Origin of the sequence: Nocardia sp. NPDC023733, assembly GCF_040639775.1 — a bacterium.
Classification (GTDB): domain Bacteria; phylum Actinomycetota; class Actinomycetes; order Mycobacteriales; family Mycobacteriaceae; genus Nocardia; species Nocardia rosealba.
Genome location: NZ_JBFAAN010000010.1, coordinates 105,578 through 123,823 on the forward strand (window position 1 = coordinate 105,578; position 18,246 = coordinate 123,823).

19 protein-coding genes are annotated in these 18,246 nt (G+C 66.5%); 10 read left to right on the forward strand and 9 right to left on the reverse strand.

Going from position 1 to position 18,246, the window contains the following annotated elements; genetic code table 11:
- Positions 1-86: 86 nt before the first annotated feature.
- Together AB0F86_RS27685 and AB0F86_RS27690 are read left to right on the forward strand one after the other, a co-directional pair.
- Positions 87-1,280, forward strand: a complete 1,194-nt coding sequence (locus tag AB0F86_RS27685) for an acyl-CoA dehydrogenase family protein (RefSeq protein WP_356986751.1) — start codon at positions 87-89, stop codon at positions 1,278-1,280.
- Between the two features lie 23 nt (positions 1,281-1,303).
- Positions 1,304-2,491, forward strand: a complete 1,188-nt coding sequence (locus AB0F86_RS27690; RefSeq protein WP_356986750.1) for an acyl-CoA dehydrogenase family protein — start codon at positions 1,304-1,306, stop codon at positions 2,489-2,491.
- A 176-nt stretch (positions 2,492-2,667) separates the two neighbouring features.
- Here AB0F86_RS27690 and AB0F86_RS27695 read toward each other — a convergent pair whose 3' ends face one another.
- Positions 2,668-3,240, reverse strand: a complete 573-nt coding sequence (locus AB0F86_RS27695; RefSeq protein WP_356986748.1) for a TetR family transcriptional regulator — start codon at positions 3,238-3,240, stop codon at positions 2,668-2,670.
- 99 nt (positions 3,241-3,339) lie between these two features.
- Here AB0F86_RS27695 and AB0F86_RS27700 point away from each other — a divergent pair, with 99 nt between their 5' ends.
- On the forward strand, positions 3,340-4,518 hold the full coding sequence (locus AB0F86_RS27700; protein ID WP_356986746.1) for an FAD-dependent monooxygenase: 1,179 nt from the start codon (positions 3,340-3,342) through the stop codon (positions 4,516-4,518).
- A gap of 145 nt (positions 4,519-4,663) precedes the next feature.
- Here AB0F86_RS27700 and AB0F86_RS27705 read toward each other — a convergent pair whose 3' ends face one another.
- On the reverse strand, positions 4,664-6,307 hold the full coding sequence (locus AB0F86_RS27705) for an acyl-CoA synthetase (protein ID WP_356986745.1): 1,644 nt from the start codon (positions 6,305-6,307) through the stop codon (positions 4,664-4,666).
- A 60-nt stretch (positions 6,308-6,367) separates the two neighbouring features.
- On the opposite strand from AB0F86_RS27705, the gene AB0F86_RS27710 reads away from it, so the two are divergent.
- Positions 6,368-7,150, forward strand: coding sequence for a crotonase/enoyl-CoA hydratase family protein (locus tag AB0F86_RS27710; RefSeq protein ID WP_356986743.1), 783 nt, complete (start codon positions 6,368-6,370; stop codon positions 7,148-7,150).
- A gap of 55 nt (positions 7,151-7,205) precedes the next feature.
- On the opposite strand, the gene AB0F86_RS27715 is transcribed toward AB0F86_RS27710, so the two are convergent.
- The 5 genes from AB0F86_RS27715 to AB0F86_RS27735 form a co-directional block, all read right to left on the reverse strand.
- Positions 7,206-7,502 (reverse strand): hypothetical protein, encoded by a 297-nt coding sequence (locus AB0F86_RS27715; protein WP_356986741.1) that lies wholly within the window; start codon positions 7,500-7,502, stop codon positions 7,206-7,208.
- A 6-nt stretch (positions 7,503-7,508) separates the two neighbouring features.
- Positions 7,509-8,783 carry a hypothetical protein gene (locus AB0F86_RS27720; RefSeq protein WP_356986740.1) on the reverse strand — a complete coding sequence of 425 codons (1,275 nt, stop codon included), beginning with the start codon at positions 8,781-8,783 and terminating at the stop codon, positions 7,509-7,511.
- Positions 8,783-9,082: a WXG100 family type VII secretion target gene (locus tag AB0F86_RS27725; RefSeq protein WP_356986738.1), complete on the reverse strand. Its 300-nt coding sequence runs from the start codon at positions 9,080-9,082 to the stop codon at positions 8,783-8,785. The genes AB0F86_RS27720 and AB0F86_RS27725 overlap by 1 nt, the downstream gene beginning before the upstream one ends.
- A 3-nt stretch (positions 9,083-9,085) precedes the next feature.
- Positions 9,086-9,412, reverse strand: a complete 327-nt coding sequence (locus AB0F86_RS27730; protein ID WP_356986736.1) for a WXG100 family type VII secretion target — start codon at positions 9,410-9,412, stop codon at positions 9,086-9,088.
- A gap of 121 nt (positions 9,413-9,533) precedes the next feature.
- Positions 9,534-9,950, reverse strand: a complete 417-nt coding sequence (locus AB0F86_RS27735) for a VOC family protein (protein WP_067492273.1) — start codon at positions 9,948-9,950, stop codon at positions 9,534-9,536.
- 148 nt (positions 9,951-10,098) lie between these two features.
- Between AB0F86_RS27735 and AB0F86_RS27740 the strand changes: the two genes are divergently transcribed.
- Complete coding sequence (locus AB0F86_RS27740; RefSeq protein ID WP_356986734.1) at positions 10,099-11,097, forward strand: sigma-70 family RNA polymerase sigma factor; 999 nt, start codon at positions 10,099-10,101, stop codon at positions 11,095-11,097.
- A 13-nt stretch (positions 11,098-11,110) separates the two neighbouring features.
- Here AB0F86_RS27740 and AB0F86_RS27745 read toward each other — a convergent pair whose 3' ends face one another.
- Together AB0F86_RS27745 and AB0F86_RS27750 are read right to left on the reverse strand one after the other, a co-directional pair.
- Positions 11,111-12,646: an acyl-CoA synthetase gene (locus AB0F86_RS27745; protein ID WP_225281330.1), complete on the reverse strand. Its 1,536-nt coding sequence runs from the start codon at positions 12,644-12,646 to the stop codon at positions 11,111-11,113.
- A gap of 22 nt (positions 12,647-12,668) precedes the next feature.
- On the reverse strand, positions 12,669-13,706 hold the full coding sequence (locus AB0F86_RS27750; RefSeq protein WP_181698750.1) for an LLM class F420-dependent oxidoreductase: 1,038 nt from the start codon (positions 13,704-13,706) through the stop codon (positions 12,669-12,671).
- A gap of 61 nt (positions 13,707-13,767) precedes the next feature.
- On the opposite strand from AB0F86_RS27750, the gene AB0F86_RS27755 reads away from it, so the two are divergent.
- The 5 genes from AB0F86_RS27755 to AB0F86_RS27775 are packed head-to-tail and all read left to right on the forward strand — an operon-like array spanning position 13,768 to position 18,211.
- Positions 13,768-14,736 (forward strand): OB-fold domain-containing protein, encoded by a 969-nt coding sequence (locus tag AB0F86_RS27755; protein WP_356986731.1) that lies wholly within the window; start codon positions 13,768-13,770, stop codon positions 14,734-14,736.
- Between the two features lie 16 nt (positions 14,737-14,752).
- On the forward strand, positions 14,753-15,766 hold the full coding sequence (locus tag AB0F86_RS27760; protein WP_356986818.1) for a thiolase domain-containing protein: 1,014 nt from the start codon (positions 14,753-14,755) through the stop codon (positions 15,764-15,766).
- The gene (locus tag AB0F86_RS27765) at positions 15,763-16,932 is read left to right on the forward strand and encodes a thiolase domain-containing protein (protein ID WP_181698752.1); all 1,170 of its coding nucleotides are present in this window, start codon (positions 15,763-15,765) and stop codon (positions 16,930-16,932) included. The genes AB0F86_RS27760 and AB0F86_RS27765 overlap by 4 nt, the downstream gene beginning before the upstream one ends.
- On the forward strand, positions 16,929-17,813 hold the full coding sequence (locus AB0F86_RS27770; RefSeq protein ID WP_067640684.1) for a TIGR03619 family F420-dependent LLM class oxidoreductase: 885 nt from the start codon (positions 16,929-16,931) through the stop codon (positions 17,811-17,813). Before AB0F86_RS27765 ends, AB0F86_RS27770 begins: the two co-directional genes overlap by 4 nt.
- Entirely contained in the window at positions 17,810-18,211 is a 402-nt protein-coding gene (locus AB0F86_RS27775; protein ID WP_356986729.1) for a nuclear transport factor 2 family protein, read from the forward strand. Before AB0F86_RS27770 ends, AB0F86_RS27775 begins: the two co-directional genes overlap by 4 nt.
- Positions 18,212-18,246 lie beyond the last annotated feature (35 nt).

The window sequence follows — 18,246 nt, forward strand, 5'->3', positions numbered from 1 at the left end:
GATTCACTGTCAATACTGGAACATGTTCCAGTTCCTGTGCAATGATCGGCTCACCGAAGCTGGAGTTCGACACCGAGGTGGGAAGCATGCGCGTCGCGTACACGCCGCAGCAGGAAGAATTGCGCGCCGAGCTGCGCGCGTATTTCGCCGGGCTCATGACCCCGGAGCGCAAGAAGGCACTGAGCCTGCAGACCGGCGAGTACGGCGAGGGCGACGTTTACCGCGAGGTGGTGCGTCAGATGGGCCGCGACGGCTGGCTCACGCTGAGCTGGCCCAAGGAGTACGGCGGCCAGGACCGGACCACCATGGACCAGCTGATCTTCGTGGAAGAGGCCGCCATCGCGGGCGCGCCCGTCCCGTTCCTGACGCTCAACTCGGTGGCGCCGACCATCATGCAGTACGGCACCGAGGAGCAGAAGAAGTACTTCCTGCCCCGCATCGCCGCCGGTGAGCTGCACTTCGCGATCGGCTACTCCGAGCCGGGCGCGGGAACCGACCTCGCCTCGCTGCGCACCGCCGCGGTGCGCGACGGCGACGACTTCGTCATCAACGGCCAGAAGATGTGGACCAGCCTCATCGCCTATGCCGACTACATCTGGCTGGCCGTGCGCACCGATCCCGCTGCCAAGAAGCACAAGGGGATCAGCATGTTCATCGTGCCGACCTCCGCCGAAGGGTTCTCCTGGACGCCCGTGCACACCATGGCCGGGCCCGACACCAGCGCCACCTATTACCAGGATGTTCGCGTGCCCGCGTCGTCGATGGTCGGTCCGGAGAACGGCGGCTGGTCGCTCATCACCAACCAGCTCAACCACGAGCGGGTGGCGCTCACCTCGGCCGGGCCACTGTCGCTCGCGGTGGCGCAGACGACCGCGTGGGCCCGCGACACACTGCTCCCCGACGGTTCCCGCGTGATCGACCAGGAATGGGCGCGGCTGAATCTGGCCCGCGTGCACGCCAAGGTCGAATATCTGAAGCTGCTGAACTGGGAGATCGCCAGCCGCGCCGATCAGGGCGGCGAGGCCGCGCCGCGCCCGTGGGATGCCTCGGCGTGCAAGGTGTACGGCACCGAACTGGCCACCGAGGCCTACCGGCTGCTGATGGAAGTGGTCGGCGCCGACGCCTACCTGCGCCAGGACTCCCCTGGTGCGGTGCTGCTCGGCAGGCTGGAGCGGATGCACCGCGCCGCCCTGATCCTCACCTTCGGCGGCGGCACCAACGAGGTGCAGCGCGACATCATCGCCATGACCGCCCTGCGCCAGCCCGCCGCCGCCCGCTGATCCACGAAAGCCGGTAAACCGCCATGGATTTCACCCCCACCGAAGCCCAGACCGACCTCGCCCGCCTCACCGGCGAGGTCTGCGCCAAACTCGTCACCGCCGATCGGCTGCGTGAGCTCGACACTCCGGGCCGCTTCGACGAGCAACTCTGGAAGGCGCTCGCCGAAACCGGAGTACTCGCGGCCGCGCTGCCGGAAGCGTTGGGCGGCAGCGATTTCGGTGAGCTCGAGCAGTCCGCCGTGCTGCGTGAGCTCGGACGTGCTGACGCCGCCGTGCCGTACCTGTGGTCGGTCGTGCTCGGTGCGGGGGCGCTCGCGCGATTCGGCGAGGAGGACCCGCACGGGCTGGCACAGCGCGCAGGGGCGGGTGAGGTGGTGCTGACGGCGGCTCTGTCGACGTCGCTGCACGATCCGATCGGTACACCCGGGATCACCGCAACTCCCGCTGCGGCCGGCAACCCAGCCGCTGCCACCGGTATCTCGGCCGCCGATTCAGCCGGGGGCGATTCGGCTGCGCGCGGCACGGGCACGGAATGGACATTGACGGGTGTCGCGACGACCGTTCCGTATGCGGACCGGGCCGAGCGAATCCTGGTGCCCGCGTTGATCCCCGGCGATGCCTCAGCCGGCGGCACGGTGGCGGTCTTCCTGGTCGACCCGGCGAATACCGTGGTGACGCCGCAGCAGGTCGTCGACCTGTCCCCCGAATTCCTCGTCGAGTTCGATGCCGCCCCGGCCGAACTGCTCGGCACCGTGGAATCCGGCGCCGACATCCTCACCTGGCTGCGCGAGCGCGCCTGGCTGGGGCTGTCCGCCTTGCAACTCGGCACCCTGGAACGCGCCCTGGAGATCACCGCCGAGCACACCCGCACCCGCGAGCAGTTCGGCAAGGCCATCGGCTCCTTCCAGTCGGTGGCCCAGCGCCTCGCCGACGCCTACATCGACATCGGCGGCCTCCGCCTCACCGTCACCCAGGCGGCCTGGCGCCTGTCCGAGGGCCTGCCCGCCGCCGAATCCGTCCACATCGCCAAGTTCTGGGCAGCCGAAGCGGGCCACAAGGTCGCCCACACCGTCGTCCACGTCCACGGCGGCCTCGGCATCGACCGCGATCACATCACCCACAACTACTTCACCGCCGCCAAGCACCACGAATTCGCCCTCGGCGGCGCGACCCCCCACCTCCTCGCCCTCGGCGCCCAGCTGGCGGGATAAGCGACAACCGCCGCGCGCCGCGTTTCGAGCCGGCGGTTCGACCTGCTGGTCGCCCGCTGCGACCACGACTTCGACGCGGTCGCAGCGGTTTTTCGCATACTCGTGATCGCGCGCTCGCGACGCTTCATCCGGCGGGTTGCGCATACCGATGCCGACCAGGGCTGTCGGTCGCCGACTCATAAGGTCAAGTAGCGCTGCAAGGTCGGGGCGATGTCGGTGACGAGCTGGGCCGGAGTGAGTGCCACTACCGGTGGTAGACGCAGGACGTAGCGGCACAGGGCCAGACCCAGGAGTTGGGTGACGATCAATCCGGCTCGGCGGGGGGCGTCGGCAGGATCGCCGAAGCGCAGGACTGCGGGCAGGACCTGGGCGGCGAAGATTTCGCGGACTCGCTCGGCTACCGCCTCGTCGGTGATCGAGGTGCGCAGCAGGATCAGCAGGACGGTGTTGTCGTTGTCCTCCCAGATGGTGAGGAAGCGGCGGATCAGCAGCTCCCCCAATGTGTTCGGGTCGGCGGCGCCGAGGTCGGGGAGGTCGAGGTCGATCTGGGCCGCGGCGGCGAAGAGGCCGTCTTTGGAACCGAAGTAGCGCATCACCATCGAGGGGTCGATCTCGGCGTCGGCGGCGATGGCGCGGATGGTGGCTTTGGCGTAGCCGTCGGCGGCGAAGCGGGTGCGGGCAGCAGCGAGGATGACCGCGCGGGTGGCATCGGAGCGTCGGACCGGCTGCTCTTGCTGTGCGGATGACATGCCAACGATTGTAGGCCAACAACTGTTGACTTTCTAGCGCCGCCAGGTCTACCGTTATGCCTACAAGCGTTGGCAAACACTCGTTGACCAGGAGTCGAAATGGCCGCCACCACCCTCCCCGCAACCACTTCCGTCGTCATCGTCGGCGCGGGCCCCGCCGGCCTCACCACCGCGATCGTGCTCGCCGAAGCGGGCATCGAGCACGTGCTCATCGACCGTCTCGCCGAGGGCGCCAACACTTCTCGCGCCGCCGTGGTGCACGCCAGGACACTCGAGGTGCTCGACGAGCTCGGTATCGCCGACGAACTCGTCGGACTCGGCATCGAGGTGCCGACCTTCAAGGTGCACGACGGCCCGAAGACCTTGGCCACCATCGAATTCGACGGTCTGCCGACCGCGTTCCCCTACACCCTGATGGTGCCCCAGGATGTCACCGAGCGCGTCCTGCTCGCCCGCCTCCACAAGGCGGGCGGGCGGGTGCACCGGCCGATCACGGTGACCGGGATCCGTAACGAAAAAGACCACGCCACCGTCGAATACGTGAACGCCGACGGCACACCGGGCAGCATCGCGGCCGACTACGTGGTCGGCACCGACGGTATGCACAGCGTGGTCCGTGAGCAGGCGGGCATCGGCTTCACCGGCGACACCTACCCCGCGTCGTTCGTCCTCGCCGACGTCCGGATGACCTGGCCGTCCCCGCGCAGCGAGGTCTCCCTGCACCTCTCCCCCGAAGGCGTCACCGTCGTCGCGCCGCTCCCCGACGCGGACGGCGAGCGCTACCGCGTGGTCGCCACCGTGGACGAGGCACCCGAACACCCCACGCGCGAGGACATCCAGGCCGTCCTCGACGCCCGCGGCCCGGCGGGCGAGGTCCGCGTCGACGAGGTCCTGTGGAGCTCACGCTTCCGCGTGCACCACCGTGTCGCCGACCGGTACCGCGCCAGCCGTGTCCTGCTCGCGGGCGACGCCGCCCACGTCCACAGCCCCGCGGGCGGCCAGGGCATGAACACCGGCATCCAGGACGCCGCCCTGCTCGGCACCCTGCTCGCGAAAGTCGCGGCGGGCGAGCCGGATTCCCTGCTCGACACCTACGAAACGACCCGCAGGCCCATCGCGACCGAAGTCGTCGCCTTCACCGATCGCATGACGAAGATGGCCACCCTCGGCTCCACCCCCGCCCGCACCCTCCGCAACACCGCCATGCGCGTCCTCACCCGAATCCCCGCCGTCCGCACCCGGCTCGCGTACCAACTCGCCGAACTCCGCGCCCGCTGAGCCACCACGCTCTGGTGGCGGCAAAGCCCGAGAGGCCACCGTCACCAGAGCGTGGTGATCACATGTCCAGCGGTGGCGAAGGCCCGGTAGACGCGAATCGGCCCGCTCAGCGAGATGCTGGGCGGGCCGATTCGATGGTGTCACCTCAGGAGGCGCCTGCGTCGGCGTGCTCATCGGCGGGACGGGCGTCGGTCTGCTCCTTGGCCCAGCGGTAATCGGGCTTACCGGCGGGTGAGCGCTTGATCTCGTCCACGAACCACAGGCTGCGTGGCTGCTTGTAGGAGGCGATCTCCTGGGTGAGCAGCGGCCTCAGCTCGGTGAGGGTGGGGCGCTTGTCACCGCGACACTGGACAACGGCACACACCCGCTGACCCCACCGCTCGTCCTCCACACCCACGACGAGCGCGTCGAAGATCTCGGGGTGCGCCTTGAGCGCGCCCTCCACCTCTTCGGGATAGATCTTCTCGCCACCACTGTTGATGCTCACCGAACCACGGCCGAGCATGGTGACGGTGCCGTCCTCCTCGACGCGCGCGTAGTCGCCGGGGATGGCGTAGCGAATCCCGTTGTACTCCTTGAAGGTCGCGGCCGACTTCACCTCGTCCTTGTAGTACCCGAGCGGGATGTGGCCGCTGCGCGCGAGCATGCCGACGACACCGGAACCGGGCTCCACCGGCTTGCCGTCCTCGTCGAGCACCTGGGTGGCCGCGTCGATCTTCACCCGCGGACCACCGGTGTGGGTGGCGCCCTTGGTTACCAGCGCCAGACCGCCGAAGCCCGTCTCCGAGGAACCGATGGAGTCGGAGATCATCCGGTTGGGCAGTACCTCGAGGAACTTGTCCTTGAGCGAGGGCGAGAACAGCGCGGCGGTGCTGGCGAGCACGTACAGCGTCGAGAGGTCGTAGGGCTCACCGGTTTCCGGGTTGCCCTCGGCGAGCGCGTCGAGCATCGGGCGCGCCATCGCGTCACCGGTCATGAAGAGCAGGTTCACGCCGTGCTTGTCGACGGCCTGCCAGACACCGTGCCCGCTGAACTCCGGGATCATCACGGTCTTGCCACCACCGAACAGGCTGTGGAAGGTGGCCCACTGCGAGCCGCCGTGGATCATCGGCGGGATCGGGTAGCGCACCATCGGCGGATTGGCGGCGCCGACCTTGGCCAGCTCCCACTCGTCCTTGACGTATTCGCCGGTCACGAAGTTGATGCCCGCGCCGAGCACCCGCCAGACGTCCTCGTGGCGCCACACGACGCCCTTGGGCAGGCCGGTCGTTCCGCCGGTGTAGAGCATGTAGATGTCGTCGGGCGAACGTTCGCCGAAGTCGCGCTCGCCGGACGAATCGGCAAGGGCCGACTCGTATTCCACCGTTCCCGGCGCGGTCGGGGTGTCGGTGCCGTCCTCGACGACGATCACCGTCTGCAGGGCGGGCACCTTGTCGCGCACCGCGGCCACTTTGTCGGTGTAGCGGCGCTCATGGATCAGTGCCACCATGTCCGAGTTCTCGAAAATGTGTAGTAACTCGTTCTCGACGTAGCGGAAGTTGACGTTGATCATCACCGCCCGCGCCTTGAAGACGGCGACCATCGCTTCGACGGCCTCCACGGTGTTCCGGCTGTAGATTCCGACTTTGTCGCCGGGACGCACACCCTGTTCCATCAGGTAGTGGGCCAGTTTGTTGGCCCGCTCCTCCAGTTCGGCGTAGGTCGACTCACGATGCTCGCCAACCAGCACGATCCGGTCGGACATCAGGTCGACGGCGTGTTCGACGAGATCGGCTATGTTGTAGCTCACAAAGACAAAAATAGAACGTGTTACTGTTTCTGACAAGGCTGAACGTCAGGAGACATCGAAATGGCCCACTGTCTGGTCGAGAAGCGAGACCACGTCCTCATCGTCACCATGAACCGTCCGGAGGCGCGTAACGCCCTGTCCGGCGAGATGATGGCGATCATGCGCGACGCCTGGGACCAGGTCGACAGCGATCCCGACATCCGCGTCGCGATCCTGACCGGCGCGGGCGGCGCGTTCTGCGCGGGGATGGACCTGAAGGCGATGAGTTCGTCGCATCCGGGCGACACCGCCGCAGGCGGCGGCTGGGACCCCGCCTACCTCCCCGCGCTGCTGAAGGGTCGGCGCCTGAGCAAGCCACTGATCGCGGCAGTCGAGGGCCCAGCCATCGCCGGTGGCACCGAGATCCTGCAGGGCACCGACCTGCGCGTGGCCGGGGAAAGCGCCAAGTTCGGCGTCTCCGAGGCCCGCTGGGGCCTGTTCCCGCTCGGCGGATCCGCCGTGCGCCTGGCCCGCCAGATCCCCTACACCGTGGCCGCCGATCTGCTGCTGACCGGTCGGCACATCACCGCCACCGAGGCCAAGGAGATCGGCCTCATCGGCCACGTGGTCCCCGACGGCACCGCCCTCGACAAGGCCCTGGAGCTGGCAGGCAAGATCGCCGACAACGGCCCCCTCGCCGTCCAGGCGATGCTGCGCACCCTGCGCGAAACCGAGGCCATGCCGGAGAACGAGGCGTTCCCCATCGAGGCCAAGATCGGCATCGAGGTCTTCAAATCGGCCGACGCCAAGGAAGGCCCCCGCGCCTTCGCCGAGAAGCGCAAGCCCAACTTCACCGGCTCCTGACACGCCAGAGGGCGCCGGGGCATGCGCCCGGCGCCCTCTGGGTCGGCCTGTCCGCTCAGTCTCCGATGAACATCAGGTAGCCGTTCTGGCGGATAGCGACCTCGGCCAGACGACGAAGTTGCTCGAGCGCCTGCCGTTGCGCTGGCGTTTCCACGTCGATCTCCTCGAGCTGCTCGAGGATTATCATCAACTGCCACCTGTTGAACATCGTGTCGGCATACCGGTCGATCCCGCGAAGCAAACACGTCTTGGGCTGTGCGGCGCAGAGGAAATACAGCGTGTTTTCCGCATCATCGGTAAAGCGCTGCTCAACCTTGTGGTTCATATCCTGTATCGCGATTCCGAGACCCACTTCTAGTCACCCTTCTTTAACAGGATACATCGTACGGACTGTACCGAATCGGTCTTGAATTACCACATACTTCCTCGTCGGCACACCACCGCCCTCACTGATGGAGGCGTTACCAACATAGCGGTCGAATACGACCACCTCACGCCGATACGTTCCATCACCCTGAGGAATTGGCGGTGAATTCTTAGCGGCGTCTACAAGCGCATACGGATCTTCGACTGCATTGAAAGTACCTTTATCGCTTGTGTTTTCCGAACCGCCGGGGTAATGCTTTCTGCGGACATATTCTTCGGATACATTCGTCAACACAGGCGGAGGCACAGAATTGGCGCCACCCGAGTCATCCCCAGTATCCGGGCTCTCACCTTCCAGAACGATCGGCAGGGAGATTATCTCCTTGAGACGCACTGAATGAACAGCGAGATCAGGGAGACCGAGAAACGGTCTACTACTTACAACCTGGTGAAACTCACTGGACTCCACGGGGTCATATACCATTTCCTTGAGGTCATCACCAAAAATTGGTGCCGAGCAATCGACCAGTACGTAGGTATCTAGGACCATCACCCTGTAACTGCCGTTCGACTCCAGATTTCCCTTGATAATCGTACGCAGCGACTGGAGCTTTTCATGGTAGCTTTCGACAGCGGCATGAACGATCTTGGCGGCGTTTACTATGTCTCTTGCCGCCAGCTCCAACGTCTTCAGGCGATCCCTTACGTGGTTGACGCTTTCCTCCGTGGAGTACTCGAAGGTGCGTGATATCGCGACGATCTCGTCGGGAGCTGTTGTCACATCACCATGCAGTCCACTGTTCGACCATCCGTCATACCTGGCCAGCAGAAGTTTTCCTGTGTCTCCGTTCGGAATCGACTCGACCTTGGACATCCCTACTCCGTTGACCTGTATGCCATCACCGTTTGCACCCTTCGCTACATGCGCAGCGACGTAGGGATTGCCAATCGAGGGAGTCGGAGTCGGACGATCAGGATGCGGGAGGGTCTGGTTGATTACGTCCCAATTATATGCCGTTGCCAGGAGGATATCCCCGTAGTGATTCAGCGCTTCGACCATTACTGTCATCGTCGCAATCCACGATGCGCTCGCGTCCTCGTACGCGGAAGTCCACGCGGCCGTGAAATGGTAGTCACCCGCCATCCCTACACACGAGGATGTGAGAACTCGATGAAGATTTCCCTGCTGAACGAATATCTTGGAAGCTATTCCATGACATGCAGAAGCGGCATTCCTATAATCAACGGCCTCGATCTCCCATCCCATCAGACACTTGACATTCTGATGTTCATGGCTTGCACTCTCAAGAAGCCGGCCCGGCGGCGGCCGATTTCTTCACCAGCATCCTGGACGCCCGCGACGAACTCCCTGGCAGCGCTCACCCATTGAGCTTGCGCGGCCTCGAATGCGTCTGCCGCCGCTCCGCTCCAACTGCCGGATCGCAGCGTCGCCATCTTGGCGTCGTAGACATCCAACTGCTCACCAAGAAAGCCCGCGAGCCCAATCAGCTTTGTCGAAACCTGCTCTAGGTGATCAACATCAACGGTAAACCTGCTGCTACTCATTCTTCAGTCCAGATCAAGCGAACTGATATGGTCGGCGCCGGTGCCGTCTAGTTGCGTGAAAGTCGTAGCGACAACATTCAGAGAGTTTGCCAGGCCGGTCAGTGAACCGAGCAGTTCCGGGCTCCGGTCGTAGACCAGCGCCCATCTTTCGGCAAAGTTCTCCGCAGCGGTTCCGGTCCACGTCTTGCCCATCTCATCGATTTCCCGCACAGCGGTTTCGAGTGAGGATTCGAACAGCTGCACCAGGTCGGTCAGATACTGACCGACCTGACCGACTTCCGCTGGAACAACGAAGAGGCTCGCCGAAGGTTCGCCCTGTGAGTCAGTCACGTTGTACTCCCACCCCGCTTCTCGATCACGGATGAGAGTAGTTGAAGCTCGTCGGATCGGCGCGCCTCCGCCTCAGTGGCCTTCAAGGCGCCGGGTGCAGTGTCCGGCGCCTCTTGTCGGCTTACGCCCCGGGGTAGTTCATGAAGAACGGCTCCCACTGGTGGCCGTCCGGGTCGATGAAGGTGCGGCCGTGCATGCCCACCTGTGCCTCTTCGGCCCGCTTGTCATCGTTGACTTCCTCGCGAGCACCGGCCGCGACAGCAGCGTCGGTCAGCGCGTCGACCTCCTCGGCGCTCCCCAGCGACAGGGCGTAGGCCGCGGCGACCTGGCTGCCGGTATCGGCGATGGGGCGCTTGCTGAACGTCGTGAAGAAGTCCTTGGTGAGCAGCATGAGGCAGATGTTGTCGTCGACGACGATGCAGGCCGCGTTCTGGTCGGTGAAATCCTCGTTGACCTTCCACCCGAGCGCCTCGTAGAACCCCTTGGAGCGGTCGAGGTCGGCGACGGGGAGGTTGATGAAGATCATCTTGCTGCTCATGGTTCAGCCTTTCGGAGCGTCGTTGCGGTCTCGTTCATGTAGACGCTGCGACGGATGAGGATTCATCGCCGGACCGGAAAATTCGCGAAACTTCGATAGTCCGATTCGTCCTCTGTCGGCTGTCGGACCCCTGTGGCATCGTGAAACCATGACGGACGCCACAACCGCAACCACCGGACCGGACCCCGAGGTCCTCGCCGAATTCGAAACCCACCGGCGCGAGTTGTGCGCGTACGCCTACCGCATGCTCGGCTCCTCCTTCGAGGCCGAGGACGCGGTGCAGGAGACGTTCACGCGCGCTTGGCGCTCCTACGATGCCTTCGAGGGTCGCGCCAGCCTTCGCTCGTGGCTCTACAAGATCGCCACCAACATCTGTCTCGACATGCTCGATCGCCCGCAGAGCCGAGCCAGACCGATGGATCTGAACGGCCCGGGCCGCCCGGATTCCCCGCTGCCGATGCCGCAGCCGGACTACGTGTGGATCGAGCCGATCCCGAACGCGCTCGCCTTCGGCGCCGACCCGGCCGAGCACGCCTCGACCAAGGACACCTTGCGTCTGGCGTTCGTGGCCGCGTGTCAGCATCTGCCCGCCACCCAGCGCGCGATCCTGATCATGCGTGAGGTGCTGCGCTTCTCGGCGAGCGAGACCGCGGAGGCGCTGATGATGTCGCCCGCGTCGGTGAACAGCGCGCTGCAACGCGCCCGCTCGACGATGTCGAAGGTGCAGCCGACCGTCACCGACGGCTTCGACGACACCGACCCCGATCAGCGCAAGCTCGTCGACGATTTCGTGAAGGCCTTCGAGGCCTACGACATGGACGCGCTCACCACCTTGCTGAAAGCCGATGTGGCGCTGTCGATGCCGCCCTTCGACCTCTGGATCTCCGGTCCGGAGAACGTGGCGGCGTTCATGCTCGGCACCGGAAGCGCCTGCCGCGATTCGCGGATGGTTCCGCTGGAGGGCGCCAACGGCCTGCCCGCGTTCGGCCATTACAAGCCGAGCGAGGAGCCCGGCGTCTGGGTGCCGTGGTCGATCACGGTGCTCGAGCTCGAGGGCGACACCATCGCCGGCCTCAACTTCTTCCTCGACACCCAGCGCCTGTTCCCGCTGTTCGGCCTGCCGCCCGAGTGGCGCGAAGCCGCCTGAGCGGCAGGCTCTTTCAGAGCAGTCGGCGCTTGTACAGCTTCCCGTTGGGGTCGCGAGGCAGCTCCGCACGGTATTCCACCGTGCGGGGCAGCTTGTACTTGGCGAGCTGACCGGCCGCGAAGGCGAGCAGGTCGGTGGTGAGTTCGTCGTCACCCGCGACACCGTCGACCGGCTGCACGAACGCCTTCACCTGCTGACCCCAATCCGGGTCGGGCACACCGAGAACCGCCACGTCGGCGACCTTCGGGTGACTCATCAGCACGCCTTCGATCTCGGCCGGGTAGATGTTCACGCCGCCGGAGAGAATGAGGTCCGAGCGCCGGTCGCAGAGGAACAGATAACCATCCTCGTCGAGGTAACCGATGTCGCCGACGGTGAACAGATCACCGACGCGCGACTCCTCGGTCTTCTCCTTGGCGTGGTGGTATTCGAAGCTCGAGGCGCCCATCTTCATGTAGACCAGGCCCTCTTTGCCCGGCGGCAGTTCGGTGCCGTCGGTCTCGTCGAGGATCTTGATGACCGACCACGGCCAAGCCTTGCCGACCGATCCGGGCTTGGCCAGCCATTCGGCGCCGGAGATCACCGTGCCGCCGCCCTCGGTGGCGGCGTAGTACTCGGTGACGACCGGCCCCCACCACTCCAGCATCTGCCGCTTGGTCTGCGGCGGGCACGGCGCGGCGCCGTGCACCATGCTGCGCAGCGACGACACGTCGTACCGGGCGCGCACCTCGTCGGGCAGGGCGAGCAGGCGATGGAACTGGGTGGGCACCATGTGCGAGTGGGTCACCCGGTGCCGTTCGATGAGCGCGAGCATGTCCTGCGCGTCCCAGCGGTCCATCAGAACGAGCTTGTGCCCCAACTGGATCGAGATGGTCGAGAAGTTCAGTACGGCGGTGTGATAGAGCGGCGAACCGCAGATGTGCACGTGGTCGTCGTAGGGCGCGAGCCCGAAGAGGCTGAAGAACGCCTTGTTAGGTGCGGGAACCTCGTCGGGATCGGCGCCGGTCAGCGGGCGGCGAACGCCCTTGGGCCGCCCGGTGGTTCCGGAGGTGTAGAGCATCGGTGCGCCGACCGAACGCTCGTCCGGCCTGCCGGTATCGGCCGCGCCGAGCCACGACACCGGCCGGAAACCCTCGATGGTGCCCACGGCGAACCGCGCGTCGGTGGGGAGTCCGGCCTCGTCGGCGGCCGCGGCGGCGGTGGCGGCGAACCGTTCGCTCGCCAGGAAGGCCGAGGCGTCACTGTCCTGGAGGATGTAGGCGATCTCGGGCGCGGTCAGATGCCAGTTGACCGCGACGATGTAGAAACCGCACTGGTAGGCGGCGAAGTACGCGGCGATCGCCTCGACGCCGTTGTGCAGCATGCTGACAACGACGTCGCCGGTTCGCAATCCGATCCCGCGTAGCCCGTTGGCGTACCGGTTGGCGAGGGTGGCCAATTCTCGATAGGTGATCTCCCGGCCGTCCGGGTCGACGACGGCGACCCGCTCGGGTTCGGCCGCGGCGATATTCCACAGTCCGAGGATTTCCGTTGTCTGCTGACTGCTCACCCCTACGAATTTAGAACGTGTTCTACCGCGTAACAAGGGGTTGGAGCCGACGAAGTTGTTCGGCATCGGAAACCGAGATCAGCATCATGGTCACGCCGGCGTCCTCCCATTCCCGCAATCGGGTGCGGACGTGCGCCTCGTCGCCGAAGATCGCGGTGTCGGTGATCAGCTCGTCGGGTACCGCGGCGGCGGCCTCGGCCTTGCGCCCGGCCCGGAACAGCGCAGAGATCTCGTCGACCTCCTTGTCGTAGCCCATCCGCTTGTAGACCTGGGCGTGGAAGTTCAGCTCGGGCGCGCCCATACCGCCGATGTAGAGCGAGGTGACCCAGCGCATCCGCTCGATCTCGGCGGCCGGATCGTCGGTGACGATCACCTGCGCGCTGGCCGCGATCTCGAAATCCGCACGTGAACGCCGAGCGCCCGGCCGTGCGAAGCCCTCGTCGAGCCACTCGTTGTACATGCCTGCCAGGCGCGGGGCGTAGTAGATCGCGAGCCAGCCGTCGGCGATCTCGGCCGTCTGCGCGATATTCTTCGGGCCTTCGGCGCCGAGCCAGATCGGCAGGTCGGCGCGCAGCGGATGAACGATCGGCTTGAGCGGTTTACCCAGGCCAGTGGCGCCGGGACCGGTGTAGGGCAGGCCGTAGACCTGGCTGTCGGAGGTCACCGGCGCCTCGCGGGCCAGCACCTTGCGCACGATGTCGACGTACTCGCGGGTGCGCCGCAGCGGCTGCGCGAACGGCTGCCCGTACCAGCCCTCCACCACCTGCGGCCCGGACACGCCGAGCCCGAGGATGGCCCGACCACCGCTGAGATGATCCAGCGTGAGCGCGTGCATGGCGGCCGCCGCCGGGGTCCGCGCCGACAGCTGCGCGACCGAGGTACCCAGCCGCACACGCTGCGTGGCCGACCCCCACCAGGCCAGCGGGGTGAAGGCATCCGACCCCCAGGACTCGGCCGCGAACACCGCGTCGAACCCGGCCTCCTCGGCCGCGACGACCATCTCGCCCGCGTTTGTGGGCGGCTGCGCACCCCAGTATCCGAGTTGCAGTCCGAATTTCATGGCCGACGCCCTTTCCGGCGAATCCTTGCGTGCAGAATAAGAACCTGTTCTACTCGATATCGTGACCCAGGGGAATACCGCAGTGGAAGTATTGAGTGCACCCCTTCGGGTGCAGTTCGACTACACCAGATCCGTCGGACCGATCATCGGAGCCTTCCTGACCGGACTGCGTGAACGCCGCATACTCGGCGTGCGCGGCAGTGACGGCCGGGTGCTGGTACCCGCCCAGGAATACGATCCCATCACCTCGGCCCCATTGGCCGAACTCGTGCAGGTGGAGACGACCGGCACGGTGCGATCGTGGACATGGGTGGCCGAGCCGCTACCCGGCCAGCCGTTCGACCGCCCGTTCGCCTGGGTGCTCGTGCAGCTCGACGGCGCCGACACCACCATGCTCCACGCCCTCGACGTGACCGAGCCCGCGCAGGTGAGCACCGGTATGCGGGTGCGCGTGCGCTGGGCCGAGGAACGCACCGGCACCATCGCCGACATCGCCTGCTTCGAGCCGGGCGAGGGCGCGACCGCACCGCCCGTCGAGGACTCCACCGAGCCGGTGACCATGCTGGTGACGCCCGTCGACATGAGCTACAAGCACACCGCCTCGCCCCAGGAGAGCGTGTACCTGCGCGGTCTCGCCGAGGGCAAGCTGATCGGCGGCCGCTCCGAAACGGGCGGAGCCGTGTACTTCCCGCCGCGCGGCGCCAACCCGACCGACGGCACCCCCACCGACGACCTCGTCGAACTGCCCGACAAGGGCACGGTGACCACCTTCTGCATCGTGAACGTGCCGTTCCTCGGCCAGCGGATCAAGCCGCCCTACGTCGCCGCCTATGTGCTTCTCGACGGTGCCGATATCCCGTTCCTGCACCTGGTTCTCGGATGCGAGGCGTCCGAGGTGCGCATGGGCATGCGGGTCGAGGCCGTGTGGAAGCCCCGCGAGGAATGGGGCCACGCACTGGCCAACATCGACCACTTCCGCCCGACCGGCGAGCCCGATGCCCCGTACGAGTCCTACCAGCACCACCTCTGAGAGAGGCGACGTGACTATTCCCCAAATCGCGGTGGTGGGGTTCGCCCACGCACCGCACGTGCCGGAGACCTTCGGCACCACCAACGGCGTCGAGATGCTCGTGCCGTGCTTCCAGCAGCTCTACGCCGACCTCGGCATCACCAAGTCCGACATCGACTTCTGGTGCTCGGGTTCCTCGGATTACCTTGCCGGCCGCGCCTTCTCGTTCATCTCGGCGGTCGACGCGATCGGCGCGGTGCCGCCGATCAACGAGTCGCACGTGGAGATGGACGCCGCGTGGGCGCTCTACGAGGCGTGGGTGAAACTGCTCTCCGGACAGGCACAGACCGCCCTCGTGTACGGCTTCGGCAAGTCGTCGGCGGGCACGCTGCGCCAGGTGCTGAGCAGGCAACTCGACCCGTATCTGGTCGGCCCGCTGTGGCCCGACTCCGTCTCCGTCGCGGGCCTGCAGGCGCGCGCGGGACTCGACGCGGGACGCTGGACCGAACAGGACATGGCGGCCGTCGCCGGTGGTGACATCGAATCCCTGCTCGCCGCACCGTATGTCGCCGATCCCTTGCGAGCGCACGACATCGCGCCGATTACCGACGGCGCGGCCGCGATCGTGCTCGCCGTGGGCGACCGGGCACGCGAACTGTGCGAGCGCCCGGCCTGGATCACCGGCATGGCGCACAATATCGACGCCCAGGGGTTCGGCGTCCGCGACCTGACCCGCTCGCCGTCGACCACGCGCGCGGCCGCCGCGGTGACCCGGGGCAACACGGACTTCGACGTGGCCGAACTGCACGCACCGTTCAGCCATCAGCAGCTGATCCTGGCCGAGGCGATCGGCCTGTCCCCCGACACCACGATCAATCCGTCCGGTGGTGCGCTCGCGGCCAACCCGATGTTCGCGGCCGGTCTCGAGCGGATCGGCAATGCCGCCACGGCCATCATGTCCGGCACCGCGAACCGGACCCTCGCCCATGCGACCAGCGGTCCAGCGCTGCAGCAGAACCTGGTCGCCGTCCTGGAATCCGAGGCATCATGAGCTTCCCCGCAGCGGTGCTCGGCACCGGTCAAACACATCACGTGACAAAACGTGCGGACGTGTCCATGGCGGGCATGTGCCGCGAGGCGATCGATCGCGCGCTAGACGACGCGGGCTTGACCATCGACGAGATCGACGCGGTCGTGGTCGGCAAGGCGCCCGACTTCTTCGAGGGCGTCATGATGCCCGAGCTGTACCTGGCCGAAGCCCTCGGCGCCATCGGCAAACCGCTGCTGCGCGTGCATACGGCGGGATCGGTCGGCGGTTCGACCGGCATCGTCGCCACCAACCTGGTGCAGGCCGGTGTGCACGGCAAGGTGCTCGCGATCGCGTGGGAGAAGCAGTCGGAGTCGAATGCCATGTGGGCGTTGTCGATTCCGGTGCCGTTCACCATGCCGGTCGGCGCGGGCGCGGGCGGCTACTTCGCCCCGCACGTGCGCTCCTACATCCGCCGCTCCAACGCGCCCATGCACATCGGTGCCCAGGTGGCGGTGAAGGACCGGCGCAACGGTGCCAAGAATCCCCTCGCGCACCTGCACCAGCCCGACATCACCCTCGAATCGGTGCTGGCCTCCCAGATGCTCTGGGACCCCATTCGTTTCGACGAGACCTGCCCGTCCTCGGACGGCGCCTGCGCGGTGGTGCTCGGCAATGCCGAGGCCGCGGCCGCCGTCGAGGCACAGGGCAAGACGGTCGCCTGGGTGCACGGCACCTCGATGCGCACCGAACCGACCACCTTCTCCGGGCGCGACCAGGTGAACCCGCAGGCCGGTCGCGACGCGGCCGCCGCGCTGTGGGCCGCCGCGGGCATCACCGATCCGCTCGAGGAAATCGACGTCGCCGAGATCTACGTGCCGTTCTCCTGGTTCGAGCCCATGTGGCTGGAGAACCTCGGCTTCGCCGCCGAGGGCGACGGCTGGAAGCTCACCGACAAGGGCGAGACCGAGATCGGCGGCAGGCTGCCGGTGAACCCGTCGGGCGGGGTGCTCTCGTCCAACCCGATCGGTGCGTCGGGCCTCATCCGTTTCGCCGAGGCGGCCAAACAGGTGATGGGCCGGGCGGGCGACTACCAGGTCGCCGGCGCGCGTAAGGCGCTCGGCCATGCCTACGGTGGCGGGTCGCAGTACTTCGCCATGTGGGTCGTGGGAAGCGAGCGCCCCGAATGAAATTCACCCTCGGTGTCGCGCTGAGCCCGCTCGACCAGCTCACCGAGCTGGCCAAGACGGCCGAGGAATGCGGCTTCACCTCGATCGGTCTGCCCGACTCGCTGTTCTACATGAAGTCCCAGAGCGCCGACTACCCGTACACCCCGGACGGGAGCCGGTTCTGGGGCCCGGAGACACCGTGGGTGGATCCGCTCATCGCCGCCGCGTCCATGTCAGCCGTGACGACCAACCTGCGGTTCTACACCAATGTGCTCAAGCTCGGCTCCCGTAATCCGCTGCTACTGGCCCGCCAGGTCGGCTCGATCGCCAACATGTCGGGCAACCGCTTCGGCTTCGGCGTCGGAATCGGCTGGGCTCCCGAGGAATTCGAGTGGTGCGGGGTGCCCTATGCCAAGCGTGGCGCCCGGGTGGACGAGATGATCGAGGTCATCAAACTCGTCCTCGACGGCGGCATGGTCGAGTACCACGGCGAGTTCTTCGACTTCGACCCGTTGCAGATGAGCCCCGCGCCCACCGAGCGGGTGCCGTTCTACATCGGCGGTCACACCGGTCCGGCCCTGCGCCGCGCGGCCCGCGTCGGCGACGGCTGGACCTCGGCGATGATGAAGTTCGACGAGCTCACCGGGACCATCGCGACCCTGCGCACGCTGCGGGCGGAATACGGCAGGGACACCGAGCCCTTCGAGATCCAGGCGGTCTGCATCGATCGCCACGGCCGCAGCGGCTATCAGGACCTGGCCGACGCGGGCGTCACCGACATCATCGTGGTGCCGTGGCTCTTCGACGGCATCGGCTTCGACGGCGAACTCGCCGCCAAGCAGGACTCGCTGCGCCGCTTCGCCGAGAAGTACATCGCCGATCCCATCGTGGCGGCGTCGTGAACGCGCGTGACGCCGGACTCGCCTCCCAGGCCGCGGTCCGCGCCAAGGATCGCGCCGCCTGGATCGCGTTGTTCGCCGAGGACGGGATCGTCGAAGATCCCGTCGGCCCTTCGGGTTTCGATCCCGAGGGCGTGGGTCATCGCGGCCACGCGGCAATCGGCGCGTTCTGGGACAAGGCCATCGCCAACACCGATTCGATCGAGTTCCTGTTCGAGGACTCCTTCGCCTGCGGCAACGAGATCGCCTTCACCGGCCTGATCCGCACCACCGTGGCCGGCTACCTCATCGACGCCGAGGGTGTGTTCACCTACAAGGTCGATGCCGACGGCAAGATCGCCGCCCTGCGGGCCTTCTGGGAGGTCGACCGGGCGATGGCGACCAGCCGCAAGGCCTCCTGAGTCTCGAAAACGCAACGGCCCCGGACCTTTCGGTC

Coding starts and splice junctions, on each gene's coding strand:
- AB0F86_RS27765 (WP_181698752.1), top strand. CDS start 15,763: ATGAGCTTCCCCGCAGCGGTGCTCGGCACCGGTCAAACACATCACGTG.
- AB0F86_RS27725 (WP_356986738.1), bottom strand. CDS start 9,082: ATGAGTAGCAGCAGGTTTACCGTTGATGTTGATCACCTAGAGCAGGTT.
- AB0F86_RS27750 (WP_181698750.1), bottom strand. CDS start 13,706: ATGAAATTCGGACTGCAACTCGGATACTGGGGTGCGCAGCCGCCCACA.
- AB0F86_RS27700 (WP_356986746.1), top strand. CDS start 3,340: ATGGCCGCCACCACCCTCCCCGCAACCACTTCCGTCGTCATCGTCGGC.
- AB0F86_RS27695 (WP_356986748.1), bottom strand. CDS start 3,240: ATGTCATCCGCACAGCAAGAGCAGCCGGTCCGACGCTCCGATGCCACC.
- AB0F86_RS27690 (WP_356986750.1), top strand. CDS start 1,304: ATGGATTTCACCCCCACCGAAGCCCAGACCGACCTCGCCCGCCTCACC.
- AB0F86_RS27735 (WP_067492273.1), bottom strand. CDS start 9,950: ATGAGCAGCAAGATGATCTTCATCAACCTCCCCGTCGCCGACCTCGAC.
- AB0F86_RS27770 (WP_067640684.1), top strand. CDS start 16,929: ATGAAATTCACCCTCGGTGTCGCGCTGAGCCCGCTCGACCAGCTCACC.
- AB0F86_RS27740 (WP_356986734.1), top strand. CDS start 10,099: ATGACGGACGCCACAACCGCAACCACCGGACCGGACCCCGAGGTCCTC.
- AB0F86_RS27685 (WP_356986751.1), top strand. CDS start 87: ATGCGCGTCGCGTACACGCCGCAGCAGGAAGAATTGCGCGCCGAGCTG.
- AB0F86_RS27710 (WP_356986743.1), top strand. CDS start 6,368: ATGGCCCACTGTCTGGTCGAGAAGCGAGACCACGTCCTCATCGTCACC.
- AB0F86_RS27720 (WP_356986740.1), bottom strand. CDS start 8,783: ATGGGATGGGAGATCGAGGCCGTTGATTATAGGAATGCCGCTTCTGCA.